Origin of the sequence: Colwellia psychrerythraea 34H, from assembly GCF_000012325.1 — a bacterium.
Lineage (GTDB): Bacteria > Pseudomonadota > Gammaproteobacteria > Enterobacterales > Alteromonadaceae > Colwellia > Colwellia psychrerythraea_A.
Genome location: NC_003910.7, coordinates 1,180,356 through 1,205,336, shown reverse-complemented (window position 1 = coordinate 1,205,336; position 24,981 = coordinate 1,180,356). Strand labels below are relative to the sequence as shown.

Annotated in this window: 23 protein-coding genes and 2 riboswitches; of the genes, 15 read left to right on the top strand and 8 right to left on the bottom strand. The window is 37.7% G+C overall.

Annotated features, from left to right (window positions below; all coding sequences use genetic code 11):
• The first annotated feature begins 266 nt into the window (after positions 1-266).
• Positions 267-527 (top strand): 30S ribosomal protein S20, encoded by a 261-nt coding sequence (rpsT, locus tag CPS_RS05255; RefSeq protein ID WP_011042016.1) that lies wholly within the window; start codon positions 267-269, stop codon positions 525-527.
• Positions 528-766: 239 nt separating this feature from the next.
• Positions 767-2,497: a dipeptidyl-peptidase 3 family protein gene (locus tag CPS_RS05250; protein ID WP_011042015.1), complete on the top strand. Its 1,731-nt coding sequence runs from the start codon at positions 767-769 to the stop codon at positions 2,495-2,497.
• Between the two features lie 346 nt (positions 2,498-2,843).
• On the opposite strand, the gene CPS_RS05245 is transcribed toward CPS_RS05250, so the two are convergent.
• Together CPS_RS05245 and CPS_RS05240 are read right to left on the bottom strand one after the other, a co-directional pair.
• Positions 2,844-4,640: an acyl-CoA dehydrogenase C-terminal domain-containing protein gene (locus tag CPS_RS05245; RefSeq protein WP_011042014.1), complete on the bottom strand. Its 1,797-nt coding sequence runs from the start codon at positions 4,638-4,640 to the stop codon at positions 2,844-2,846.
• 562 nt (positions 4,641-5,202) lie between these two features.
• Positions 5,203-5,673 (bottom strand): DUF3010 family protein, encoded by a 471-nt coding sequence (locus tag CPS_RS05240; protein WP_011042013.1) that lies wholly within the window; start codon positions 5,671-5,673, stop codon positions 5,203-5,205.
• Between the two features lie 247 nt (positions 5,674-5,920).
• Between CPS_RS05240 and CPS_RS05235 the strand changes: the two genes are divergently transcribed.
• Positions 5,921-6,646 carry an SDR family NAD(P)-dependent oxidoreductase gene (locus tag CPS_RS05235; protein ID WP_011042012.1) on the top strand — a complete coding sequence of 242 codons (726 nt, stop codon included), beginning with the start codon at positions 5,921-5,923 and terminating at the stop codon, positions 6,644-6,646.
• Positions 6,647-6,711: 65 nt separating this feature from the next.
• Complete coding sequence (locus CPS_RS05230) at positions 6,712-7,668, top strand: amidohydrolase family protein (protein ID WP_011042011.1); 957 nt, start codon at positions 6,712-6,714, stop codon at positions 7,666-7,668.
• 33 nt (positions 7,669-7,701) lie between these two features.
• Here CPS_RS05230 and CPS_RS05225 read toward each other — a convergent pair whose 3' ends face one another.
• The 3 genes from CPS_RS05225 to CPS_RS23850 all read right to left on the bottom strand — a co-directional run bounded on the left by CPS_RS05225 (position 7,702) and on the right by CPS_RS23850 (position 10,114).
• Complete coding sequence (locus CPS_RS05225; protein WP_011042010.1) at positions 7,702-8,877, bottom strand: mandelate racemase/muconate lactonizing enzyme family protein; 1,176 nt, start codon at positions 8,875-8,877, stop codon at positions 7,702-7,704.
• Positions 8,878-9,094: 217 nt separating this feature from the next.
• Positions 9,095-9,865 (bottom strand): class II aldolase/adducin family protein, encoded by a 771-nt coding sequence (locus CPS_RS05220; RefSeq protein ID WP_011042009.1) that lies wholly within the window; start codon positions 9,863-9,865, stop codon positions 9,095-9,097.
• 75 nt (positions 9,866-9,940) lie between these two features.
• Positions 9,941-10,114 carry a hypothetical protein gene (locus CPS_RS23850; RefSeq protein ID WP_187148291.1) on the bottom strand — a complete coding sequence of 58 codons (174 nt, stop codon included), beginning with the start codon at positions 10,112-10,114 and terminating at the stop codon, positions 9,941-9,943.
• A gap of 90 nt (positions 10,115-10,204) precedes the next feature.
• On the opposite strand from CPS_RS23850, the gene CPS_RS05210 reads away from it, so the two are divergent.
• From CPS_RS05210 to CPS_RS05200, 3 genes are all read left to right on the top strand, one after another.
• Positions 10,205-11,431 (top strand): threonine/serine ThrE exporter family protein, encoded by a 1,227-nt coding sequence (locus tag CPS_RS05210; RefSeq protein WP_011042008.1) that lies wholly within the window; start codon positions 10,205-10,207, stop codon positions 11,429-11,431.
• Positions 11,432-11,767: 336 nt separating this feature from the next.
• On the top strand, positions 11,768-13,831 hold the full coding sequence (locus CPS_RS05205) for a M13 family metallopeptidase (RefSeq protein WP_011042007.1): 2,064 nt from the start codon (positions 11,768-11,770) through the stop codon (positions 13,829-13,831).
• Positions 13,832-14,150: 319 nt separating this feature from the next.
• Entirely contained in the window at positions 14,151-14,345 is a 195-nt protein-coding gene (locus CPS_RS05200) for a (2Fe-2S)-binding protein (protein ID WP_011042006.1), read from the top strand.
• A 71-nt stretch (positions 14,346-14,416) separates the two neighbouring features.
• On the opposite strand, the gene bfr (CPS_RS05195) is transcribed toward CPS_RS05200, so the two are convergent.
• Positions 14,417-14,884 carry a bacterioferritin gene (gene bfr, locus CPS_RS05195; protein WP_011042005.1) on the bottom strand — a complete coding sequence of 156 codons (468 nt, stop codon included), beginning with the start codon at positions 14,882-14,884 and terminating at the stop codon, positions 14,417-14,419.
• A gap of 9 nt (positions 14,885-14,893) precedes the next feature.
• A complete protein-coding gene (gene bfr, locus CPS_RS05190; RefSeq protein WP_011042004.1) occupies positions 14,894-15,379 on the bottom strand; it encodes a bacterioferritin in 486 nt (161 codons plus the stop codon).
• 264 nt (positions 15,380-15,643) lie between these two features.
• Positions 15,644-15,798, top strand: a riboswitch (cobalamin riboswitch).
• Between the two features lie 28 nt (positions 15,799-15,826).
• On the opposite strand from bfr (CPS_RS05190), the gene CPS_RS05185 reads away from it, so the two are divergent.
• From CPS_RS05185 to CPS_RS05165, 5 genes are all read left to right on the top strand, one after another.
• Positions 15,827-16,657 (top strand): ABC transporter ATP-binding protein, encoded by an 831-nt coding sequence (locus tag CPS_RS05185; RefSeq protein ID WP_011042003.1) that lies wholly within the window; start codon positions 15,827-15,829, stop codon positions 16,655-16,657.
• Entirely contained in the window at positions 16,650-17,636 is a 987-nt protein-coding gene (locus CPS_RS05180; RefSeq protein WP_011042002.1) for a FecCD family ABC transporter permease, read from the top strand. Before CPS_RS05185 ends, CPS_RS05180 begins: the two co-directional genes overlap by 8 nt.
• A gap of 56 nt (positions 17,637-17,692) precedes the next feature.
• Positions 17,693-18,310 carry a cob(I)yrinic acid a,c-diamide adenosyltransferase gene (gene cobO / locus CPS_RS05175; RefSeq protein ID WP_011042001.1) on the top strand — a complete coding sequence of 206 codons (618 nt, stop codon included), beginning with the start codon at positions 17,693-17,695 and terminating at the stop codon, positions 18,308-18,310.
• 81 nt (positions 18,311-18,391) lie between these two features.
• Complete coding sequence (locus CPS_RS05170) at positions 18,392-19,276, top strand: cobalamin-binding protein (RefSeq protein ID WP_011042000.1); 885 nt, start codon at positions 18,392-18,394, stop codon at positions 19,274-19,276.
• A gap of 12 nt (positions 19,277-19,288) precedes the next feature.
• Positions 19,289-19,729: riboswitch (cobalamin riboswitch) on the top strand.
• A gap of 35 nt (positions 19,730-19,764) precedes the next feature.
• Positions 19,765-21,633, top strand: coding sequence for a TonB-dependent receptor domain-containing protein (locus CPS_RS05165; RefSeq protein WP_011041999.1), 1,869 nt, complete (start codon positions 19,765-19,767; stop codon positions 21,631-21,633).
• A gap of 84 nt (positions 21,634-21,717) precedes the next feature.
• On the opposite strand, the gene CPS_RS05160 is transcribed toward CPS_RS05165, so the two are convergent.
• Positions 21,718-23,073 carry a hypothetical protein gene (locus CPS_RS05160; protein WP_011041998.1) on the bottom strand — a complete coding sequence of 452 codons (1,356 nt, stop codon included), beginning with the start codon at positions 23,071-23,073 and terminating at the stop codon, positions 21,718-21,720.
• A gap of 552 nt (positions 23,074-23,625) precedes the next feature.
• Between CPS_RS05160 and CPS_RS05155 the strand changes: the two genes are divergently transcribed.
• The 3 genes from CPS_RS05155 to CPS_RS05145 all read left to right on the top strand — a co-directional run bounded on the left by CPS_RS05155 (position 23,626) and on the right by CPS_RS05145 (position 24,979).
• Entirely contained in the window at positions 23,626-24,048 is a 423-nt protein-coding gene (locus tag CPS_RS05155; RefSeq protein WP_011041997.1) for a hypothetical protein, read from the top strand.
• A complete protein-coding gene (locus CPS_RS05150; protein WP_011041996.1) occupies positions 24,045-24,248 on the top strand; it encodes a helix-turn-helix transcriptional regulator in 204 nt (67 codons plus the stop codon). The genes CPS_RS05155 and CPS_RS05150 overlap by 4 nt, the downstream gene beginning before the upstream one ends.
• A gap of 188 nt (positions 24,249-24,436) precedes the next feature.
• Positions 24,437-24,979: an NUDIX hydrolase gene (locus CPS_RS05145; RefSeq protein ID WP_011041994.1), complete on the top strand. Its 543-nt coding sequence runs from the start codon at positions 24,437-24,439 to the stop codon at positions 24,977-24,979.
• Positions 24,980-24,981: the final 2 nt, after the last annotated feature.

Sequence of the window (24,981 nt, the reverse complement as noted above, 5' to 3'; positions counted from 1 at the left end):
AAACACAGCAAAAATAAATAATGTGTATTATGTGATGATTTTAGCTATTTAAACAATGTATACTTAACGCTGTTCACAACATGTTTTGTTATATCGGCATAGTTCTAGTCGTAAACATCAACCATATTCTTTTTAATTGCTTTTTATCGTTAACTTTTACCGTCAACATTAAATTAAACAATTAAAACATTTGACATATAGCAAAAAAAAAGGCATATTTCGTCGCCTTAAATTTAAGCTTATAATCACTCTTTTAGGAGAATACCTTGGCTAACTCAAAGCAAGCTAAGAAGCGCGCAGGACAATCTGAAAAGCGCCGTCAACATAATGCAAGTCGTCGCTCAATGATGCGTACTTTAGTAAAAAAAGTACTAGCAGCAATTGAAGCTGGTGACAAAGAAGTAGCAACTAAAGAATTAGCTGCTGCTACACCAACTTTAGACCGTTACGCAAGTAAAGGTCTTATTCATAAAAACAAAGCAGCTCGTTCTAAGAGCCGTTTAAACGCAGCAATCAAAGCACTTTAATTATTGCTTTAGCTGTACTGTTTTATGAAGTGAAAATATGGTGCACCTTATTTTCCATTGAAAAACCGACTTAGGTCGGTTTTTTTATGCCTAAAATTCCTCGTTCATGCCTATTTGAACATGCCCTATTGAAGTACACCGTTAGCTTTACAGTCAATACCACATTATATTACCCTCCACTATTGCACTCCCGTCAGTTTTTTTTTAACCTTTACGCAACTTATATGTAGAGATCTCTTATGAAAGCACTAAAACTTACAAAAATAGCCGCCGTGGTATTACTTGCAGGCGCAACGTTAACCGCTTGTAACTCTGCCACTGAAAATAATGCCAAAGACAAAACGAGTAAAGAAAACATCACCCAAAAGGCTGCTGTAGATGCACAAAGTGATAACATCTCAAGCCAACCTGAACTTCTTTCAGGTTTTGAACAACGTTTAAATATATACAAAGAAGTCACCTTAACGGCAGATTTAAGCCACTTATCTGCAAACCAAAAGCAGATGGTAGCGCTACTTATTGATGCTTCAAAAATAATGGATGACTTATTTTGGCAGCAAGCTTTTTCACAAGACAAAGCAAGTTTTTTAGCCAGTATTAGTGATTTGACAGTAAGACGCTTTGCTGAAATAAACTATGGTCCTTGGGATCGCCTGAATGGCGACAAAGTATTTTTAAGTCAAACGACGACAAAAGCACATGGCGCCGAATTTTATCCTGCAGATATGACTAAAGCAGAGTTTGAACAAAGTGAATTTAGCGATAAGAAAGGACTTTACTCCGTTGTTCGTCGTGATAATGACGGTAAATTGATGAGTGTTCCTTTCTCTGAAATTTATCATGACCAAATGACTCGCGCAGCGGCAATTCTTGATGAAGCTGCAAAGTTTGCCGACGATAAAGAATTTGCTAACTACCTAACTATGCGAGCTCAAGCATTACGCACTGATGAATATCAAGCATCAGATTTTGCTTGGATGGATATGAAAAACAATCCAATTGATGTTGTTATAGGGCCTATTGAGAGCTATGAAGACCAACTTTATGGTTACCGCGCCGCTTTTGAATCATACGTATTAATTAAAGATTTAGCTTGGAGCGAAAAGCTCGCTAAATACGCTCAGTTTTTGCCTGAATTGCAAAAGGGTCTGCCTGTAGGCAAAAAGTATAAAGCAGAGGTCCCAGGCTCTGACGCTGACTTGAATGCCTATGATGTTATTTATTATGCGGGACATTCTAATGCGGGTAGTAAAACTATTGCGATCAACTTACCCAATGATGAAGAAGTACAGCTGAAAAAAGGCACCAGACGTTTACAATTGAAAAATGCCATGCGTGCCAAGTTTGATGCCATCATGTTACCTATCGCTGATACGCTTATCGTGCCTGAGCAGCGTAAGAACGTAACTTTCACTGGTTTCTTCGCTAATACCATGTTTCATGAAGTTGCTCATGGCCTAGGCATTAAAAACACCCTTAATGGCCAAGGCCCAGTTCGCCAAGCATTAAAAGAGCATGCATCTGCATTAGAAGAAGGTAAAGCCGACATTCTTGGTTTATACATGATTCGCCAACTACTTGTTAAAGGCGCGATCACTGACGGTACATTAGAAGATTACTACACCACCTTTATGGCTGGAATTTTCCGTTCAATTCGCTTTGGCGCAAGTTCAGCACATGGTAAAGCCAACATGGTTCGTTTTAATTACTTCCAAGAGAAAGGTGCTTTTAGCCGAAATGAACAGGGCTTGTATAGCATTAATGTTGATAAAATGACCGCTGCAATAGACTCTTTGTCTGAGCTTATCTTAACCTTACAAGGTAATGGTGACTATCAAGGCGTTGATAGCTTAGTAAAAGAAAGTGGCGTTATTGGTGAAACACTTGCTGCAGATTTAGCCCGCTTAGAGGAAGCTAAAATCCCGGTAGATATTGTCTTCAAACAAGGTAAAGAAGTTTTAGGCCTTTAACGAAAAAACAAAAAAGGCGCTGTTCGAGTTTAATCGATAAGCGCCTTTTTATTAAGTAACCTGAACTATGGATAAGCAGCACTTGCTCAACATTCCTCTTCATCCAATTCTCAGCGTTAAAACGTCGATAAATAGCCGGCTATTCATAAACGTTTTGCCTTGATAATTGAATAAAATGAAACATTGATAAAGCTTATAACTACTTTAACTTTATTATTTTTTATACGTAACAATCTAAGTTGTTGATTTTACTTAAACATCAAACACTCATTATCCAGAGTTCAGGTTAAGTAAGCAAAAGGAAGTTAGCATTTACCTAAGCTAACTTCTTAAAGCAAATAGCAGCCTAGAAAGAAAAATCATCTGCATCGAGTGCCATCATCGATTCTGCACCATTTTCAACACAAGCGGCATGGCCATTGGCACGTGGCAGTATACGTTGAAAATAGAAACGTGCTGTTTTAATTTTTGCTTGATAAAAAGCTTCATCATCACAACCCTCTTTGAGCTTATCTTGCGCAACTTTTGCCATTTTAGCCCAGAAGTAAGCGAGGGTTAAATAACCTGAATACATCAAATAATCAACAGATGCAGCACCAATTTCGTCTGGGTTTTGCATTGCTTTTTCACCAACTTTTTCTGTCATTTTCTGCCAATCACCACCAAAACTCATGATAGGTTGAATGAACTCTTGCATAGCATCGTCTTCAGCATTTTCTAAGCAGAACTTAGTAACTTCACTACCGAAAGGTTTAAGAATTTTTCCTTTTGAGCCCAAGATTTTTCGCGCTAATAAGTCTAATGCTTGAATCCCTGTAGTACCTTCATATAAACAACTAATTTTTGTATCGCGCATTAGTTGTTCCATGCCCCACTCTTTGATGAATCCATGACCACCAAATACTTGCACGCCATGACTAGTACATTCTAAACCAAGCTCTGTGAGGAAAGCTTTAGCAATAGGTGTTAATAAAGCCAGCTTAGCTTCTGCCGTTGCTTTTTCTTCTTCGCAGGTACTCGCATGACCAATGTCTACTAACTGTGCTAAATAGGCGATCAGTGCTCGACCTCCTTCTGCAATAGATTTTTGCGTTAATAACATACGACGAACATCAGGATGAACTATGATTGCATCTGCCGGTCCATCAGGATTTTTAACACCCGATAAAGATCGCATTTGTAATCGGTCTTTTGCATAAGCTAATGCACCTTGAAATGATGCTTCTGCCGCTGCAACGCCTTCAGTAGCTACGCCTAAACGCGCAACATTCATAAAGGTAAACATGCAGTTTAAACCACGATTTACTTCGCCAATTAAATAACCTTTAGCGCCATCAAAGTTAATCACACAGGTTGCGTTAGCGTTGATACCCATTTTGTGCTCAATAGAGCCACAATTAACCGCATTACGATCGCTCGTTTCACCTTCGTTAGTAACATTAAATTTAGGCACAATAAATAGCGAAATGCCTTTACTGCCTTCAGGGGAACCGGGGATCCTTGCAATAACAATATGAACAATATTGTCTGATAAATCATGTTCACCCGCAGAGATAAATATTTTAGTACCGGTTAACGAGTAACTACCATCATCGTTTAACTCGGCTTTTGTACGCAACATACCTAAATCTGTACCACAATGAGGTTCAGTTAAACACATGGTGCCTGTCCAGCTACCCTCAACTAACTTAGGAATGAACTGATTTTTTTGCTGTTCGCTACCATGTGCTTCAATGGTTGCTAATGCTCCATGACTCAAACCTGGGTACATAGCGAAACTATGGTTCGCACTAGAGAAAAGTTCTGTAATTGCAGTATTTAATGAATGCGGTAAACCTTGACCACCAAAATCTACATTTTGTGCTAATGTTGGCCAACCACCTTCAACATATTGTTGATAAGCCTCTTTAAAACCATCAGGCGTCGTGACTTCACCATTTGTCCAAGTACAACCTTGTTCATCACCACTTTGATTGATAGGGGCAATAACTTGTTCAGTGAATTTTGCCGCTTCGCTAATTATGGCGTCAACCATATCTAAACTAGCATCTTCATAACCTAACTTTTGATAATGATTATCGCAATCAAGTAATTCTTGCATAACAAACTTAATATCTCTGATCGGTGCTTTATACTCTGGCATGACTTTCTCCAATGGTTAACTTTTTTGGCTTAACAAAAGCCAACTGGTCCGAGGTCTGACTTTCAAACAGGTGTTTGATTAAATCACGTTATTAACACTTTTTAAAGTATAAATAACAAAAGCTGTGATATTTCACTCATTTTAAGTCACGATTTTTTAAATTTAAGCGATAGAACACTTTAATATTCCAGTACATTTTCACCTATTTCATTTATATCTCATCGCCTTATCAACTGGGCTACAGCGAATTTAAAACTCAACACGAACAAAATTATCATTTTCGAAAAACAGTTTACACACCAACATAAAATCATCATTTTTATAGGGTTCAATTGAAGGAACACCTAAAATATCTTTAGCAACCTTGACTGAATAATTTAAATTTCCTTGTCTATTTACCAGCAGAAAAACAAAAAAACCAGCTAAGTGAGCTGGCTTTTTACTAAAAGTGGATAATAAAAAAGCTTAGTAACGTTAATTACTAAGCTTTCTTTGTCTAAATTTTTATTTCAAATAGATTCATTTAAAATGAATGATTTAAAACTTATAGCGCGATAAAATATTAATCTTCTTGATTATTATCTTCAGAGTCTACTCTATAGGCATTGTTTTGCGATTCTAAATAAGCAAAAACAGTAGTAAATGCTTGCTCTTGAAATTGCTTTAAGCCGGTATCACGAAAATCAATATCGATTTGACTTTTCGATAATTCTTTCTTAATAAAAGTACCTGATAAAACTTCAACTTCTAGTTCAGCAATTAATTGAATAGCTGCTTCAATTTTAAAACCAATAGGTCCGCCAGCAAACTTACCTTTTAAAGCACGACCTTTAATTTGCACATGAGTAACTTTGTAATCTTCCATTAACTTGGCAAAAGTAAATTGAAACTTTTTCACTTCTTCTGCATCGCCTGCATTATCAAGGCTAATTTTTTGTACGCGCGTATGAGGGATATCATACAAGTTGTTTTCTTTTGACACGATACAAATAATCGCATCATTACTTTTAATTTCTACGCCACAAGCTCTCATGGAAAAACCTCATTAATCTAATTGCCAATATTATATACTCATTATCATTCAAAGTGCAGGATTTCAGTGGGAATTAAAATGACTTTAGCCAAGAAAAATAATTCAGGCATAGTCATTCTATATTTTGATTATTTAGCTGGGTATAAACACGCAAATTATACAAAGAAGTAATTGGAACTGAACTTTATGGAACTTGATGGTGCTTACAGGTATCATTTCTACTAATTGCGTTAATTGAGTAAATTTAATGAAAAAAGTGTGTGTAATCACCGGTGGAAGCTCTGGCATTGGTTTAAGTATTGTAAAATTATTCATCAAGAATAATTACCAAGTCTTTAATTTAGATTTGTCCCCTTCTGCTGAAGGAGATTTTCGCCAGTGTGATGTTACTAACGTTAGCCAGGTAACCGAGATAATTAATGATATTACTAAGCAACACACCATAGATGTTCTAATTTCAAATGCCGGTATTCACTTTTCAGCCACGATTGAAAATACCAGTGAAGCTGATCTAGATACAGTATTTAACATTAATGTTAAAGGTGCTTATGCTGCAATCAAAGCGGTGTTACCATCAATGAAAGCTAACAAAAATGGGTCGATTTTGTTGATGGCTTCTGATCAAGCATTAATCGCCAAGCATAATTCGTTTGCGTATAACTTAAGTAAAAGTGCCCTCGCCTCTATCGCTAAAACAACAGCGCTTGATTACGCCGCTTTTAATATTAGAGCTAATGCCGTTTGCCCGGGTACCATTGAAACACCGCTGTACCACAAAGCCATTGATAACTATTGTCAGCAATCAGGTGCTGATAAAAGCGAAGTGCATAGGGATGAAGAGAAGTTGCAACCTTTGCAACGCTTAGGTCAACCAGAAGAAGTTGCTGAGTTAGTACTATTTTTAGCATCAGATAAAGCTAAGTTTATCACCGGTAGTTTACAAGTGATCGACGGCGGTTATACCGCACAATAGTTTTACTTGAAACTAAAGTTGAACTTGAACCTGCTAGCCATTGAAATAATAGAAAGTTAAACACTATGACCGTAAATATTATTGATCCACATCTGCATTTATTTGATCGCTCGCGTGGAGATTATCATTGGCTTAAATCAGAAAACCCACCCTTTTGGCCCGATAAGTCACTTATCCGACACGATTTTGATATTGAAGCATTAAATAATACCTTACATACCAACAGTAAAATAAACTTGGCTGGTTTTGTTCATATTGAAGCAGGTTTCGATAATGCAGAGCCTTGGCATGAACTTGAGTATATTGAAAGTTTACCCTGTCAAAAAAATAGAACTATCGCTAGCATCGACTTATTAGTAACGCCCGAGCACTTTCAAGCAACATTACAAAGATTGCAGCAATATCAGAGTTTAATTGGCGCTCGTCATATTTTAGATGAACAAGCGGCGGCTATTTTAACGAATAAAAACGCACAACAAAATTTTGCCAAACTTAATGAGATAACTGACTTTATTTTTGAACTGCAATTACCATTAGCTGATGAAAGTGCGATTAACCTTATACCGCTATTAACCCAAACCATCACCACAAATAGCCAACTCCGGTTCGTTATCAATCATGCTGGCTTCCCTCCTAAAAGAGTACCTAAAGACATAAACTGTCATGCATGGCAGTTATGGCAACAACATATCAGTGAACTTGCGAAGTACCCCAATGTCTTTATTAAGTGCTCTGGTTGGGAAATGCAAGACCGAGAATATTCAATGTCATGGTTTAGTGAAGTAACCAGTTTTTGCATCAGCACCTTTTCAATTGAGCGAGTGATGCTAGCCAGTAATTTTCCGCTGTGTTTACTCGGTAAAAAGCTAGGTAAAGAGGTAGGTAAAGAGCTAAGGCATAAGAGCTATGTTAGTTATTGGCAGGATATTCTTGAATCCACAGTAATTGAGCAATGCAGTAAAAATGAAAAAAACGCATTACTTTTCAGTAATGCGCTTCGTATTTATCAACTTTCTAACTGACAAAGCTAGCAGCTTAAACTATCTACTAATTCTTTATTTGATAGTTACGTTTGGCGACTTCTTAACGATTGCATCATTAAGTTCTATACCAATACCTGGTACTTCAGTCACTTGGAAAAAACCATCTACTGGTTGTGGATCTTGCAAACATAACTCCCTGTTCCAGTCTTTAATCGCGTAAGTATGGTGTTCATGAATCAAGAAGTTTGGGATAGCAGTTTCTAAGTGTAATGATGCCGCTGTTGCCACCGGACCACCACATACGTGCGCTTGTATACGAATATCGTAAACGTCAGCATAATCACAAACTTTTTTCGATTCAGTAAAACCACCACATAAACCCACATCTGGTTGTAATACATCGATACTCTGATCTTCAAAATAAGGTCTTACATCCCAACGATGATACAAACGTTCACCACCGGCAATCGGTACATTAACATTATCAGACACTTTTTTATGTACGGCTGGATTCAAATAGTTAACCGGCTCTTCGTACATCATACAGCCAACTTCTTCGACAATTCTGCCCATTTGTATTGCTGAGGCTGCGCCCATTAATGAGTGCGATTCAAAAATAATATCAACATCTTCGCCTACAGCATCACGAATAGCACGTAGTCGGTTACCAAATAAACGCATTTGAGGTTTGGTAAATAATTTTGTTCTATCAAAAGAAGAACTGCCATCACCGTTATAAACTATTGGGTCAACTTTAACCGCATCATAACCTTGTGCAATGGCTTTTAATGCGGCTTCAGCATATTGCTCTGGTTCAATTAGCTTACTTATCTCAGTATCCCAATCAAACTGAAGTTGGCTAGCATAAGTACGCAATTTATCATTTACTTTACCACCCAATAATTGATAAACCGGCACGCCTAGTGCTTTACCTTTAATGTCCCAAAGTGCGGTATCAATTGCGCTCATCGCTGAATATAAAACAGGTCCGCCGCCTAAGCCCCAAAAACTTTCGCGTAACATGCGAGACCATAAAAGCTCGGTATTAAACGGATTAAAACCAATAAGTACCGCTTCACTGATTTCTTTAATCATGGCTGCTGCGGCGCTATGCCCCCAATCATAAGCTAACCCAGCCTCACCAACACCACTAATACCTTCATCAGTATGTATACGTATAAAAACAGGGTTCCAACCAATGCGCTTAGGGCAATGGATATCAAAAACTTCAACGTGAGTAATCTTCATATTTTTCTCAACTAAGTTAATTCTTTATTTAGTTAACCTCTATTTAGTTAACTCTCATTTTCAAATAATTTGTTATGTAACGTATTCATAAAACTAGAGACAGTAGTTGCTTATCTTGAAGGTGTATCATTCTATTTAAAGGAAAACGCACGGAGTTGACGTTAGTCAATGAGTACTTTTGACGTGTAAATTGGACGATACAACAAAAAGATAATAACTACTCTGCAAAGGTTGGATCATTACGATAAACTCTTCGTAACATCGCTGGCCATGCTTTTTGACCGCCAGTTTCCCCATCGTGCACAATATTAGCTTGCGCTTTAATACCATCAATAATGCTTTGCGGGGCATAAATAGGTTTCATACCCGTTGCCATTACTTGCAACTGTATTTGGCAAGCACGCGTTAAATCGTACATATGCATAAAAGCATCACCAATGGTTTTGCCCATGGTTAAGGCACCATGATTTCGCAATAACATAAAGTTTTTATCACCTAAATCATTTTGTAATCTAAGCTTTTCATCATCATTCACCGCTAGGCCTTCATAATCATGGTAACTCATCGAAGCTAACGCAAACATAGAATACTGGCTTAACGGTAACAAACCTTCTTCAACACTAGCAACGGCAATGGTTTCATTGGTATGCACGTGCAAAGCACAAATATCATCATGGCGTACTTCATGTACTGCACTATGAATAGTGAAACCAGCAGGGTTTATTTCAAACGGGCAGTCTTTGTCGATAATATTACCCTTGATATCAATTTTAACTAAATTTGAAGCGGTTATTTCTTCAAAAGCTAGACCAAAAGCATTAATCAAAATATGTTCTGTACCAGGAATACATACAGAAATATGGGTATGAATAAGGTCATCCCAACCATGCATTTGCAATAATCGATAACAAGCCGCTAAATCAACCCGTAATTGCCATTCTTGGGCTGATACTTTATTTTTTAAGTCGAGTTTAGGCAATTGTTGCATCACAGATCTCTTTGTAGGTAAGACAAGGGGTTTATTGCACCATTTTACCTGATGATGAATAAGCAATAAAGTCGTTTAAAACATGGTTTTGATAATAGCTGCCACTATCAGAACAAATACCAATATTCGTATGATTTTACTGTATTTACCTTGTTGCTCATCGGTCATGGGTTTACCAAATTTTTCCCCCAAAGTAACCATCAAAAATACAGCAATGAAGACACAAGCCAAAATAATTATCAATGTCATTTTTATCTCTCTTCTCGTTATTTTTTTATACCCAGTTTTAGTAAAATCGATTACCATAGCGAACAGTGCAACTTACCATTTTATATCGCAATGCAGAAAACCGATAATTTTTACCAAAAACGCCGTTTTATCATCAAATTAGGCAAAGCTTTACATAAGCTGGGTTCTACGGCTTATCGCCTAGAAGACAACTTATTATCTATTGCTAAGTTTCTCGAACTTCGAGCTTCTTTTATCATCACGCCTACCGCATTAACATTCATCTTATCTGATGATGAAGATGATCAACAATATAATCACTTAGTTCGAGTGAGCCCTGGCGATATTGATCTTGGCTCTTTAGCACGTATTGATGAACTCGTTGATGAGTTAATTGATGGCCAACGCACGCTCGAAGAAGCGATCGAGCGTTTAGCCGAGGTAAAAAATAAACCAGCGCCTTACGGCACACTGTTATCTTTTTTAGCTTTTGGTGCATCAAGTGGCGCTTTCGCCATGTTAATGCATACCAGCTGGCACGATGTCTTTTGGTCAACTATTTTAGGTTGGGTTACCTTTGCCTTTGTACTTTGGTCAGAACGTTCACGGCGCATGTCAGATTTACTCGAGCCTATGGCAGCGCTCACGGCATCGCTATTAGCCTCCGCAATTTCTATGATTGACCCTAGTATTAATATTCCTATGGTTATTCTATCTAGCATCATTGTTTTTATTCCAGGTTTGTCTTTAACGGTCGGTTTATCTGAACTTGCCGCTCGACATTTAATGTCTGGTACAGCACGCATCATGGACAGTATAATGGTGCTGTTTAAGCTTTATTTCGGCGCGGTATTGGGTATGGCTTTAGGTAACTTAATGTGGGGAACCGCAATATTCCTGCCCCCTGAAACAATGCCTGTTTGGACTTCTTGGTTAGCGGTAACCACGTTATCAGTAAGCTTAGTTATTCTTTTTAAAGTCCGATTAAAAGATGCACCTTGGGGTATGATTGCTGGTTATATTGCTTTTGGTGTCAGCATATGGGCTACCGAATATTTAGGCGTGGCGCTAGGTGCATTCGTTGGCGCTTTTGCACTTGGCTTATATAGCAACTTATTCTCTCGACTGATGAACCTACCTTCTAGCATTGTAAGACTGCTTGGTTTAGTTGTGCTTGTGCCGGGTTCAAAAGTATATATTGGTTTAAACAGCGCAGTATCAGGTCAAAATATGCTAAATGTACCCGATTTAGGCTCACAAACATTTTTAATATTTATGTCTCTGGTCGCAGGTATAATATTCTCCAACGCAGTATTGCCCCACGGTAAAAACTTATAATGAGTTAGCCGTTAACTAATGTTGTGAACATCAATATTAGTTCCAATAAGGCTTGTTAACTCAATGTTGCAAGCCTGTTAACCAAACAAAACCAACGACTTACATTCAATAGCGCTTTCATCATGAATTCTGGCTATTTTTCCAAATAAAACAAATATGTAAAATGATGTTTCACTTGCTGGAAATCCTTAAAAATTCCCCGTAGAATCGAGAAATCGTGCGCATAAAGCATGTTATAGCAAACAAATTAAAAGTATAAATAATTAAAAAAATTAAAATACGATTTATATTGTGCGCACTTAAACACATTCTATGACTTATAAATAAGGACTTTTCATGAAAGCAATTATTACTAGTGCAATTTGCTCATCATTATTACTAATGAGCGGTTGTACTACTCAAGCTGATAGTAGCAATAACGCACCATTAGTGACTCAAAAAACGGCACTGGCTTCAGGCATCGAAAAAGCTAATTTAGACACCAGCGTTCGTCCACAAGATAATTTCTATCGTTATGTAAATGGTAACTGGCTAAAAAGCCACGAAATTCCAGGTGATAAAACGGCTATTGGTTCATTCTATGATCTTCGCGATCAAGCCGATGATGATGTTAAAGCAATCATAGAAGAGCTTGCTGCAGAAGATAACTTAGCTAAAGGTAGCGATGAACAAAAAGTAGCTGATATTTTTCGCTCATACATGAACACGGAAAAACGTAATAATTTAGGTGTTAAACCAATTCAACCTGTTTTTGATGCTATTAACAATATTAATGACAAATCAGAATTAGCGACTTTTTTTGGTAAATATCAAGCCGTAGGTGTAGGCAGCCCTTTAGCTTTTTACATTAGTGTTGATGCTAAAGACTCTAGCAGCTATGCCACTCACATCTGGCAAAGTGGCCTAGGTCTACCTGATAAAGACTACTATTTTAATGAAACAGAACGTTTTATCGCTTTACGTGCTGGTTATATTGCCCACATTGAAAACATGTTCAAACTAGCTGGTCTTGCTAATGGTAAAGAAGCCGCTGAAACTATCATGTCACTAGAGACAAAGTTAGCTAAATTTCACTGGACCCAAGTTCAAAGTCGCGACAGTGAAAAACGCTACAACAAGTTTGCTGTTAATAAGTTAAATGAATTAACAGATGCTTTTGATTGGTCAGCTTATTTAGCTGCGCAAGGTGTTGCCTCTCAAAAAGATATTATTATCAACCAACCAGATTTTGTTGCTGGTTTCGGTGGCATATTTGCCGAAACTTCGTTAGAAGATTGGAAAACCTATTTGAATTTCCACAGCTTAAGTAATTTCGCTAGTTACTTAAGTACTGATATTGATAACGAAAACTTTGATTTTTACTCTAAACAATTAAGTGGTAGACAAGAGCAACGACCACAATGGAAACGTGGCGTTAGTGTCGTTAACTCAAATTTAGGTGAAGTCATTGGCAAAGTATATGTTACTCGCCACTTTACTCCACAAGCTAAAGCACGCATGAGCGAGTTAGTTGAAAATTTACGTACCTCTTATGGCAATAGCATTGATGATCTTGAATGGATGTCAGCAGATACCAAAAAAGCAGCCCATGTTAAGTTAGCCGCTTTCACGCCTAAAATTGGTTACCCTGATAGATGGGAAGATTACTCTGGACTTAGCATCGACGCTGACGATTTAGTGGGTAATATTCTACGTTCTTCACGCTTATCTCATGATAAAGAAGTTTCAAAACTTGGTGGTCCAATTCAAAAATGGGAATGGGGCATGACACCGCAAACAGTTAATGCTTACTACAACCCAACGGTAAACGAAATCGTTTTCCCTGCAGCTATATTACAAGCGCCATTTTTTAATATGAAAGCTGATAGCGCTGTTAACTACGGCGGCATCGGTGCAGTAATTGGGCATGAGATGGGCCATGGTTTTGATGATCAAGGTAGTAAATATGACGCCGAAGGCAACCTTAGAAATTGGTGGACTGAGCAAGATTTAGCTGAGTTTGCTAACCGTACTAAAGCCTTAGTTGAACAGTATGATGCATATCACGTTTTTGACGACTTAGCTGTAAATGGTAAATTGACTTTAGGTGAAAACATTGGCGATTTATCGGGTGTAACTATCGCGTATAGAGCCTATAAAGCATCATTGAACGGTAAAGAAGCACCTATCATTGATGGTTTAACCGGCGATCAACGTTTCTTTATGGGTTATGCTCAAATTTGGCGCGCAAAAATTGTAGAGAAGTCTGCACGTAATCGTGTAGCGACTGACCCACATTCACCTGCTGAATTCCGTGCACTTGGCTCTCTTTCAAACATCAATGAATTTTATGAAGCATTTGATGTTAAAGAAGGGGATGCTATGTATATAGCACCAGAAAAACGCGTTAAAATTTGGTAATTAGTTTACGAATATAACGATAAGAAATAACAATTAAAAAAAGGAGCTTCAGCTCCTTTTTTTGTTCTCATTTTAAAGCTAAACTCGGAAATATTCCCGATACATAAAAATTAAAGCAGATAGAGAACCTGACTTTCATTCAAAATGAGTTATTAACGTCCCTGGTTGAGAAAAACTTTATAGAAAACTCTCTTTGATTTAACACAAAAAGACTAACTTATTAATTTCATTACGAAACAATCTTATTGATAATTGTTATCATTAAGGTTACTATATGCATCATTAATTAAGCAATATTTTTTGAGTCGAGAGTTTTTCTATGTACGTTTGTATTTGCCATGGTGTTACCGATACCCAGATAGAATCCGCTATTGATAATGGCGTAGAAACTATGAAAGGGTTAACCCAAGAGCTTAATGTAGGATCGCAATGTGGTAAATGTTGTCAATGTACTAAACGCGTACTCAACAGAAAGTTAATACAAATTGCTGAGGCACAGCCACAGGTCGCTTAAATCCTATTTAACGGATAAAATAATTAGCTAACGTTAAAGCTGCACCTCGCATATTCAAATAACATAAAAAATTAACTCATCATGGATTGTAAGTAATTCTCGATACCTGCATGATCAATTATGTATTGTTGCGATTCAATCCAATCAATTTGCTCTTCTACATTTTCCAGTAAGTCTTCAGCTAAGTCTCTACTGATATAATCTTGCACTTTCTCACTTTCTACAATTAATGTTTGTAAAGCCTGACGAGAGGCATACTCTAAATCCATATTTGATTGCAGCATCTCTGTCGTATGTTCACCAATATGTAAGCGGCCTAAATCTTGTAAGTTTGGCAGGCCTTCTAAAAATAATATACGTTCAATAAGATCATCTGCTTGCTTCATTTTCTCAATGGATATTTTATAATCTGCTTTATTGAGCTTTTCTAAGCCCCAATTTTTATACATGCGTGCATGCAAAAAATATTGATTAATCGCGATGAGTTCAATTGCCAACGCACTATTTAATAACGCAATAACTTGTTTATTACCTTTCATGACAACCCCTTAACCCGGTAAATGCTGACCCATATGAGATTGGATGTAATTTTGCAGCCCTATTTTATTAATGAGTCCAAGCTGCTTTTCAAGCCAGTAAACATGATCCTCTTCGGTATCTTCCAGTAGTTTTTCTAACATCTCTCTACTTTGAAAGTCCCCTTCGCTTTCACACAAGGTAATAGAGGCTTTTAATGCAGCGACAACTTCCATTTCAAGTGTTAAGTCATTAGTGAGCATGCTAGGAACATCGTCACCTATAATTAAATCTCGGCGGTCGGCTAAGTTAGGAATGCCTTCAAGAAATAAAATCCGCTTTATCAAAGCATCTGCATGAGTAATTTCTTCTTGCATTTCATGATCAAGTTGGTCAAAAAGTTTATCTAGTCCCCAATCTTGATACATTCGAGAATGAATAAAATACTGATCAATTGCGGCTAACTCGTTATGTAATAAGCCATTTAGACTTGCTATAACTTTTGGATTACCTTTCATTTTATACCTCTTTAATATTTTGAGAACATATTGAGAATACTGAAAATCAGTTGCCTTAAAGCGTAGTAGATGGATAAGAATTTATCGAATTATTAAGAAGAATTAATGTTACTAACTGTTTATATTTTAAGTGAAAATAATTTGTATTTTCATTAGGTATAAATAATGAAAAGTGTATCTAAGAATATCAAAGGCCCTCCTAATTATAAATATAGGCAAGCATAACTAATAGCCATCTAAACATCTAAAGTTTGCTAATGATTCTGATTCAAGATAGAATTCGTTCTCAAAGGTTTTATTGTGTTATCGAAGATGGTGTAAATCCATCGCTGTACCCGCAACTGTGAATGAACTGATGTTTATTTTTACAATAAATATTAAATCAAAGTCAGATAGCTAACGAACAAAACTATACTTATTACCGTGCGGGAAAACACGAGTCTAATTATGTCTACTCTGCTAAATATCTCTGGGCTCAGCTGGAAAGTTCTAAATAAAACGATCTTGCAAGACATTAATTTTACTGTCCGCAAAGGTGAAGTGATCGGTATTATTGGCCCTAATGGTGCAGGTAAAACCAGCTTATTACGTTGTATAATCAACCAAGCCAATATTCTTGCCAGTGCAAACGTTAGCGGCTGTGTACATCTTAAAAATCGTCTTATAACACAATTCAGTGCTAAAGAAATTGCTCAACACTTCGCTTTAGTTATGCAAAAAAATGACTCTATCTTTGCTTTATCAGTACAAGACGTGATGAAAATGGGTCTATTACCGCACAAAAGTTTGTTTTCACTCGATAGTGATTATGATAAGTCTCAGATTGAATTAGCCCTAAGTAAAGTAGGATTAAGTCACGCCCTAGAGAGTCTATTTAATCAACTCTCTGGCGGTGAACAGCAACGCGTATTAATTGCTCGAGCACTGGTACAGGCTAGCCAAATATTAATTCTTGATGAGCCGACCAATCACCTTGATGTTTATTACCAGCATCAAGTATTACAGTTAGTAAATAAGCTCAATATTACCGTGATTATGACAGTACATGATCTCAATTTAGCCAGTTTATACTGCCAGCGATTGTTGCTATTAGATAAAGGCCAATTAATTTGCGATGGTTCCCCTAAAGAAGTTTTGGCTCCAGAGCAACTAAGCAGAATTTTTGGCTTACCCTGTCAGCAGAATGTTGATGTTATCACTGGTGCCACTCAAGTCTCTTTTTATCTTGAAGAAAACAGCATGCAATACAGCGCCATTTCGGAGCCTTTAAGTGAATAAAGTATCAACTAGTTTATTCGCATTAGCGATACTAGTCATTCTATCTGCACTCGCAGCCATAACATTTGGCCCTGCCGACATCGATTCATCTCAGTTGATGGCCTGCTTAGTAGGATCTTGCCAAAACCAAATAGCGAACATTGTTATTTGGCAAGTACGTATTCCAAGGGTATTAGTTGCGCTAGTTGCAGGAATGGGCTTAGCTATAGCCGGTGCTATTTTACAAAACACTACGCGTAATCCCCTCGCCGACCCTTATCTTTTCGGGATTGTTTCTGGTGCTGGTTTAGGTGCAACAATCGCGAATATTTCCTTGGCCGATAATCTCACTATTGCGCTACCACTAGCGGCATTTCTCGGAGCACTCTTTTCAGTCATCATAGTGGTATTCATTGCTAAGGTACTCCAACGTATGGAGCAGTTATTACTCGCTGGTGTAGCCGTATCATTCATGCTTGCATCAATAACCCAATTCATTCTCTATTTTGGCGAACCTTTTGCCACCAATCGTGTCATTTTTTGGTTAATGGGCAGTTTAGCGCGCGTTGAAATGAGTAACTTCTATGTCATTGCCAGTATTTTATTAATCGCAATGATCACCGTATTTGCACTACATAGACAAATTGACGCGCTATTATTAGGCGATGAAAGTGCTGCTAGTTTGGGCGTTGATGTAGATAAGTTACGTTTACTGATGTTAGGTATTTGTGCTGCACTTACCGCGACTATAGTGGCTTATTGTGGAGGTATTGGCTTTGTTGGTTTGATGATCCCTCATATTGTTAGGCAACTCATTGGCGTAACAACGCTAAAATTAATTATTGGCAGTGCGTTAATCGGCGCTATATTTCTTATCTGGGTCGATGTAATTGCCCGATCATCACTACCTCATGCCGAGATCCCTATTGGTATTATTACCTCAGCACTAGGTAGCATATTTTTCTTATTTATCATGTATCGCTCGAGAGCGACAACTTAATCAACTTATGTTTAACAAACTAATCTTTAATAAATTAGCACAGTGGAGATAACCCTATGACTGATAAAAAAACAACTGACAGCAACATTGCTGATAACCACAAACAAAGAATGCAAAAGTTAAAAGAGAAAGTTGATTCTCGCATTGATAATGCAACGGATGAGCGCGGTTTACTTATTGTAATAACAGGTAATGGGAAAGGAAAAAGCACCTCTGGTTTTGGTACGGTTGCCCGTGCGGTTGGCCATGGTCTTAATGCTGCAGTAGCCCAATTCATTAAAGGTACATGGGCTTGTGGCGAGCGACAATTACTTGAAAATGCTGGTGTAAAATTTAGTGTCATGGGTACAGGTTTTACTTGGAATACTCAAGACAAAGAAAAAGACATCGCCGCTGCGAAACAAGTATGGATTAAATGTAAAGAGTTACTCAGCGATACAAATCTTGATGTGGTTTTACTCGATGAAATGACCTACATGCTGTCGTATAAATACCTCGATTTAGATGACGTAATTGAAACATTAAACAACCGTCCTAAACATCAACATGTCATTATTACTGGCCGCGCATGTCATCGCGCCATTATAGAACTTGCCGATACGGTTAGCGAAGTACAATCTATCAAACATGCTTTTGATAACGGTATAAAAGCGCAAAAAGGTATCGATTGGTAACGACTGTTCCCTTTTGAATTAACTAAGAGCTAACGTTTTATGAGTTAGCTCAATAATTGATGACCACATAGAAACAACCTAATGAAATTAATCTCTCTACTTTTTATTTTACTCTTTATTTCAAGCGCATCGTATGCTGAACAGAATAAAGAAACTGATAAAAAATTAACTAAAGAAAAAAGTAAACCCACCATTATCGCCCTTGCCCCTCATATTGTTGAAATGCTTTATGATGTTGGCGCCGGCGAGCAAATTATTGGTACAACATCATTTGCTGATTATCCCGAAGCAGCTAAGAAAATACCGAGAATTGGTAATTATGTACGTTTACAACTAGAACGAGTGATTGAACTACAGCCTGACTTAATTATTGCTTGGAAAAGTGGCAATCCAAGTGATGACTTAGCGCGATTAGAGCAACTTGGTTTCAACATCATATACTCCCAACCGCACACGTTTGAAGACATAGCAAACGAAGTACGCAGCTTTGCTAAAATTACTGGTCACACGACACGGGGTGAAGAAGTAGCAACAAAGTTTGAACAAGCGTTAATAAAAATAAAGCAGCAATACCAACATAAAACAGAGATAACTGGTTTTTACGAGCTTTGGTCTAGACCTTTAACAACGGTTGCAAAAGGAAGCTGGCCTCAGCAGTTCTTGAACATATGCAAAGTAAAAAACCCATTTGAGCATGTGATCACTCCCTACCCTCAAATTAGTATTGAGCAAGTACTACCCGCGTCAGTGGAACTTATTATCCAACCATTATCAGTAAATCAAAAAGAGCGCGAAGCCTTTAACTGGCAAGATTGGTCAATAATACCAGCCGTAGCTAATAAACAAATACTACAGCCTGATGCCGATGCTATGCATCGAATGACATTACGTAGCTTAACGGCATTAAAAGATTTGTGTGCAGAAATAGATCAAACAAGATCATTTCTACAACAAAAGCATAGCTAGCCTCAACGCTAGTCACTAAGAAATATTTTAGGTGCCTATTAGCTTTACATGTGAGTAAGAGAATAACTTCAGTAATAGCTAAAGGTGAAACGGGAAATTGGTTAAACCAATACTGCCCCCGCAACGGTGTGAGCTGCCAGCTATACCCAAACTACATGAAGATACAGATTTCAGCTGGAATTAGAAACGCCTTTAGGCAAGGCATTGATTGAAGAAAATAGTTATTCTATTGTCGAAATCAATAACGTAGCTTAAAGCAATTCTAAACCAGCCCAACGGGGACGTCTGAGCAAAACATGCTCTTCGTTACCTCATTTATTAAGGGGATAACCCTTAATAAAAGGAAGCGCCTTGATCATAAATTGCTCAGGCGTCCTGAAGCACACATCTTCAAGTAGTTTGGGTATATTGGTAACTCAAGTCCGGAGACCGGCCTGAAATTTAATTTATCATTGTAAGCACGGTGGGTGCTTATAACTGAGGAAAACATGAACAAAACAATAATAGCACTAAGTATAAGCAGCCTACTTTACTCATCACTTTCTTTTGCAGAGCAAACTAGCCCTACAACGATTGATAAAGCAGACGAAACCATTGTCATTACTGCTAACCGCAGTATTCAAGACAAATTTGATACCTTAGCTTCGGTGAATATATTCACTAGAGAAAACATAGAACAAATTCAGCCTTTATCTATTAGTGACTTACTTGGCCGAGTTGCCGGTATCTCTATTAATACGCAAGGTACTTCTGCGCATAAAACGTCTGCCTTTGTACGTGGTACTAATTCAGACCACGTATTAGTATTAGTTAATGGAGTTCGGATTGGCTCTGCCACACTTGGCTCGAAAAGTCTTGCTTCGATACCGGTACAGTTGGTTGAACGTGTAGAAGTCATTAAAGGACCTAGAGCTGCCTTGTGGGGATCTGATGCCATTGGTGGTGTAATCCAAATTTTTACCCGTGACTTAGCTGCAGGTGAAGGCCAGGTAGGAATAAAAGTAGGCAGTGATAGCTTATACCAAGGTTATGGTGCATTAGGCTTTGGTAATAAAGAACACGGTTACACATTAAGCGCAACGGCAGAAAAATCTGATGGTTTTGATGTAGTTGTCCCTGATGGTAATAGCCAATATACCGTAGATCAAAACGATGACGATGGTTATGACCGTCAATCAATAGCACTTTCTGGTACCAGTCAGTTTACTCAAGCCTATGCACTTGAGTTAAATACACAGTACGACCAAGGCACTACTGAATTTGATGCTAACACCAAATACGGTGGTGACGAAACCACGTATGAAAACTACCACTTTCTATTACGAAACCATCTTCAGCTAGAACAGGTGTATTTGCAATTAGGTTTAAGTACTTCAGAAGACAGCACTGAAGATAACTACAGCAAATATAACAGTCAAAATAGCGCCAGTAATGCAAATAGCTTATTCACTACCAATCGTGAGCAAGTTACCGCGTTAGCTCAACTGCCATTAGCTGACTCATCAGAAATCACTGCAGGATTTGAGTGGTATACAGAAAGCATTGAAAGTAATAAAGAATATGATGAAACCGATAGAGATGCTAACGCAGTTTTTGTCACGGGTCGTCATGATATTGAGCAAGTGAAATTAGAAGCTTCTGTTCGTTATGATAAAGTAGGCGACATTGATAGCGAGACAACGTATCAAGTAGCTGCGGGTTACCAAGTTAATGATCAACTACTATTCTCACTAAGTCACGGAACTGCTTTCAAAGCGCCTAGCTTCAACGACTTATACTACCCTTGGCAAGGCAACCCTGATTTAATATCAGAAACCGCGGATACCTCGGAATTTTTAGCACGTTTTCAAAACGATACTCTTTCTGCTGAAGTATCTATTTACCAATCAGATATTGATAACTTAATTGAGTGGGCTCCTACTGCATCAGGTGCATATAAGCCTTCAAATGTTGCAAAAGCTAAAATATTAGGTGCTGAAGCAACTTTTACTGCTGCTATTTACAACACCAATAACACATTAACATTGAGCCATGTTGATGCTGAAGACAAAACGACAGATCATCAATTAGCTAGACGACCAAATTTTTCTGCAAATTATAACTTCGTTTACTCACTCAAGCAGTTTGATTTCACCTTTGATGTAGACTATCAAGGTAGTAGATATGATGGTGCTAACGATCCAGTAAAAACATTGAAAGCCTTTACTTTGCTTGATGTTGGTTTAAATTACCGACTAAACAACCAAGTAAGTTTACTAGCGAAGGTAACAAATCTAACTGACAAAGATTATCAAACATCAAGTGAATATCCTGGTTCAGAGCGTGGTTATACCCTTACTGTAGATTATAAGTTTTAACCTAACCTTGTATTAATCAAAGCCTAATTTTCATTCACAAAAAAGCCTGCAATTGCAGGCTTTTTTTATGTAGAAATAATTAAACTATTTCAGCTTAATGCTAATTTCAACTTCATTAAGGTTTTTAACAAAATCATTGTTAGCATCTAAAGCATTCTCAACCGTATTGCCGGCTTGATAATACTTTATATAGTCTTGATAGTTATTTGTCATCATACTTTTCATTAAGTGGATATCAGTAGATTTTTTATCGGTATCAATATTAATAATGTCGGTATAACCTGTCAGGTCAGCACTGATTGCCAACATGCCTTGCTCTGGCCCGTAGAATGTCCATTTAGCAGGCATTAACAATTTAGTTGTCGGATCAAAAGTGGTAAAAGTAAAGCTTATCACTGCCACAGGGTAACCTGAGACGGCCGAATAATCGTAACTACCATCTTCTTTTATTTCTGAAAAATTTCTATCATCAATAGGTGGTTTTTGCTCATTTGCATTCACTAAAAACGAGTCTTTTGCAATGGTCGAAATCAATTGATGATGGGTCTTAATGACTGAACTACCGAAGATAGAACTGCTTTCATCAAAGGTCACACTGGCTTGAGATTGATAAAAAGTTTTACTGATATGATCATGGGTGCTAAAAACTAAGACACTATCATCGTCTTTAGTGACTGCTATAGGAAAATGCGTAGTGCCTTCAATCAACTGATTAGTATTAAAATCCTGATGTGGCATGACTAAGTCAACCGCATCCGCTACTTGAAAAGCCGATAAAGTCCAAACGCCTGCTACATTTTCCGTAAAGTCATCTGAAAAATCGGCAGCAGCTATCGCTTTTTGATTTGCATCAGTGCCCTTCACTGAAAAAGAATGTAACGGCCATTCCCCCTCTACAGCACGACACACCTTCACATCTTCAAATAAGGTTGTACTATCATCAACCTCTTTCCAGTTATCAAAGGGTAATGAACTAGTTACTTCCAATTGTGTAACAAAAGGACGATGTGAAAGCTCAAGGTTCTGCGTTACACACTCACAGCTAGTATTATCGACTAACTCATCAAACTGGGCTTGATAGTGCGATGGCGTGGCACTGCTTGCTTGATAAAAACTCACCACATTCAAGCCTTGTGCTTCACTACCTTGCTGATCTTTCGCCACTAGCGTGTAGTTTATAAACTCACTGGTAGTAACAAAACTGATCACACCACTGTCATCTGCTTTATAGGTATTAAGCGTTTGCCAAGTATCATCTTGAAGTAAAAGTTCCACGTCACTAAAGGCACTTGCCACGCCACAATCGTTAGTCAATTGTGCGGTTAATGAGAAAGTGTATTCAACTGGGTCTACTGGCACTTCAGGCGATGATGATGAACCACCACCGCAACCTTGAAGAAGAAGGGTTAACAATAAAGGAGAGATTAAATGTTTATGCAAGGGGGAGATCCTCAAGATGTTATTTCAAAATAACGGATAAGTAAAAATAATATATACCCGCTCTACTTCAAGATGCAAGTTCAGGAACACAGAGCAATTTCATTTCTAGGCGCATCAATGAAGTCATGGCATTCCCTTACAAATTGATGCAACAACGAAGTGATGTTGCTCTGTGTCCCCCTTCGGGTGGGTTTTAAAAGACTTTGTGCAGCGTTATTCATTTTAAGAAGGGAATAACCATTCTTTGCAATGAATGCCTTGCCTAAAGTATTTTAAATTCCCACTGAATCCAGCAGCTTGAAGTGGAACGGGTATAAGTATTGTATTTTTCGCATACGAATCAAAATTTTAATATGGTAAAGACAACGCAATGCCTACCGAATTATACCCAATTTTAACTTTAATTAGCTAACTTTTGTTACCTCTATGCCGATGTAATCATCTAAGAAAGACTACAAGACCATTCTTTTTGTAAAGCATACTTGACTTACAAAACAAAACCCCTACAATAAAGTCAAATAAACTTTACAAAAAATCAAAGAGAGCTGACTTATGACAAAGCAAGATTGTGAACATAATAATTACCAAGCAAAAAATAATGCTAATACCAGAACATTAAGAAATTGGACAACTGTTTGGGTTATTACTATGGCCATCGCCGCTTTTGCGCCAAGATTTATTTGGGATTTTAATACAAGCTTAACCATTATTACCTTGTTAATTAATTTAGCTGTTGGTTTTCGAATGTTAGTTGCTAATAGAGACTATTTACGTGGTTTAGACGAAATGCAGCAAAAAATACTTTTCGATGCAATGGCTTTCACCTTAGGTGTTGGATTAGTATTAGGTCTAAGTTATGAATTGTTAGAAGATATTAAACTGATTGGCTTTGAGCCTGAAATATCTCATTTAATTATTGTTATGTGCCTTACCTATTTAACCGCGATGATTGCTGGTCATAGGAAGTACCGATGAAAAACCGCTTAAAAGTATTACGTGCTGAACGTGACTGGACACAAGCTCAACTTGCTAGTGCCCTAGAAGTATCAAGGCAAACAATTAATGCTATTGAAAAAGGTAAGTTTGATCCAAGCTTACCACTAGCATTTAAAGCAGCAAGACTATTTAATTTAATGATTGAAGATATCTTTCATGATGAAGTTGAAACACTATAACTTTGTTTGAAGATACACTAGGTTACAAAACTGTCGCGCTAACCATGGTTAACACGACTTCAACCTATCCACTGCTAGCATTAATCACTACCCATTTAGTTTGTTAGTCTCGATAACTTGATATGCCTAGCGCAAGCCCCCATCTAACACCAATAAATATTAATCACTACCAGATACACTACCCTATTATGCGTTTACTCAAATCAACTATTCACCCTGACATCAACGATCTTTCTGCCACACGTTTCACCCGGAATGCGACTAGAGCGATTGTGCTTAATGGGGATAATATATTACTGCTATATACCAAGCGATATCACGATTACAGTTTGCCTGGTGGCGGTATAGATGAGGGTGAGAGTAATATCGAAGGACTCATTCGTGAGCTAAAAGAAGAAACGGGTGCGCATAGTGTTAAAGATGTTGAGGCGTTCGGTCTTTATGAAGAATTCAGGCCATGGCATAAAGAAGGCTTTGATATCATCCATATGCAATCTTATTGTTATACCTGCACCATTGATGATGAGTTACTTGAACCTGAACTTGAAGCCCATGAATTAAGTAACGGTATGCACCCAGTGTGGATGAATATCCATCAGGCTATTAGCCATAACGAAGAAACAATCGCTAAAAATGACAAAAAAGGCCTTTCAATAGAACGTGAAACTTTTTTATTAAAGCGTATTGTCAGTGAGTTACTAAATGAAGCAGAGCCTGCTATATCTCGTTAGAC

What these genes read in the sequence shown, in the direction of transcription:
- CPS_RS05250 (WP_011042015.1), top strand. Translation starts at nt 767, where the DNA reads ATGAAAGCACTAAAACTTACAAAAATAGCCGCCGTGGTATTACTTGCA.
- CPS_RS05245 (WP_011042014.1), bottom strand. Translation starts at nt 4,640, where the DNA reads ATGCCAGAGTATAAAGCACCGATCAGAGATATTAAGTTTGTTATGCAA.
- CPS_RS05240 (WP_011042013.1), bottom strand. Translation starts at nt 5,673, where the DNA reads ATGAGAGCTTGTGGCGTAGAAATTAAAAGTAATGATGCGATTATTTGT.
- CPS_RS05235 (WP_011042012.1), top strand. Translation starts at nt 5,921, where the DNA reads ATGAAAAAAGTGTGTGTAATCACCGGTGGAAGCTCTGGCATTGGTTTA.
- CPS_RS05230 (WP_011042011.1), top strand. Translation starts at nt 6,712, where the DNA reads ATGACCGTAAATATTATTGATCCACATCTGCATTTATTTGATCGCTCG.
- CPS_RS05225 (WP_011042010.1), bottom strand. Translation starts at nt 8,877, where the DNA reads ATGAAGATTACTCACGTTGAAGTTTTTGATATCCATTGCCCTAAGCGC.
- CPS_RS05220 (WP_011042009.1), bottom strand. Translation starts at nt 9,865, where the DNA reads ATGCAACAATTGCCTAAACTCGACTTAAAAAATAAAGTATCAGCCCAA.
- CPS_RS23850 (WP_187148291.1), bottom strand. Translation starts at nt 10,114, where the DNA reads ATGACATTGATAATTATTTTGGCTTGTGTCTTCATTGCTGTATTTTTG.
- CPS_RS05210 (WP_011042008.1), top strand. Translation starts at nt 10,205, where the DNA reads ATGCAGAAAACCGATAATTTTTACCAAAAACGCCGTTTTATCATCAAA.
- CPS_RS05205 (WP_011042007.1), top strand. Translation starts at nt 11,768, where the DNA reads ATGAAAGCAATTATTACTAGTGCAATTTGCTCATCATTATTACTAATG.
- CPS_RS05200 (WP_011042006.1), top strand. Translation starts at nt 14,151, where the DNA reads ATGTACGTTTGTATTTGCCATGGTGTTACCGATACCCAGATAGAATCC.
- bfr (WP_011042005.1), bottom strand. Translation starts at nt 14,884, where the DNA reads ATGAAAGGTAATAAACAAGTTATTGCGTTATTAAATAGTGCGTTGGCA.
- bfr (WP_011042004.1), bottom strand. Translation starts at nt 15,379, where the DNA reads ATGAAAGGTAATCCAAAAGTTATAGCAAGTCTAAATGGCTTATTACAT.
- CPS_RS05185 (WP_011042003.1), top strand. Translation starts at nt 15,827, where the DNA reads ATGTCTACTCTGCTAAATATCTCTGGGCTCAGCTGGAAAGTTCTAAAT.
- cobO (WP_011042001.1), top strand. Translation starts at nt 17,693, where the DNA reads ATGACTGATAAAAAAACAACTGACAGCAACATTGCTGATAACCACAAA.
- CPS_RS05170 (WP_011042000.1), top strand. Translation starts at nt 18,392, where the DNA reads ATGAAATTAATCTCTCTACTTTTTATTTTACTCTTTATTTCAAGCGCA.
- CPS_RS05165 (WP_011041999.1), top strand. Translation starts at nt 19,765, where the DNA reads ATGAACAAAACAATAATAGCACTAAGTATAAGCAGCCTACTTTACTCA.
- CPS_RS05155 (WP_011041997.1), top strand. Translation starts at nt 23,626, where the DNA reads ATGACAAAGCAAGATTGTGAACATAATAATTACCAAGCAAAAAATAAT.
- CPS_RS05150 (WP_011041996.1), top strand. Translation starts at nt 24,045, where the DNA reads ATGAAAAACCGCTTAAAAGTATTACGTGCTGAACGTGACTGGACACAA.
- CPS_RS05145 (WP_011041994.1), top strand. Translation starts at nt 24,437, where the DNA reads ATGCGTTTACTCAAATCAACTATTCACCCTGACATCAACGATCTTTCT.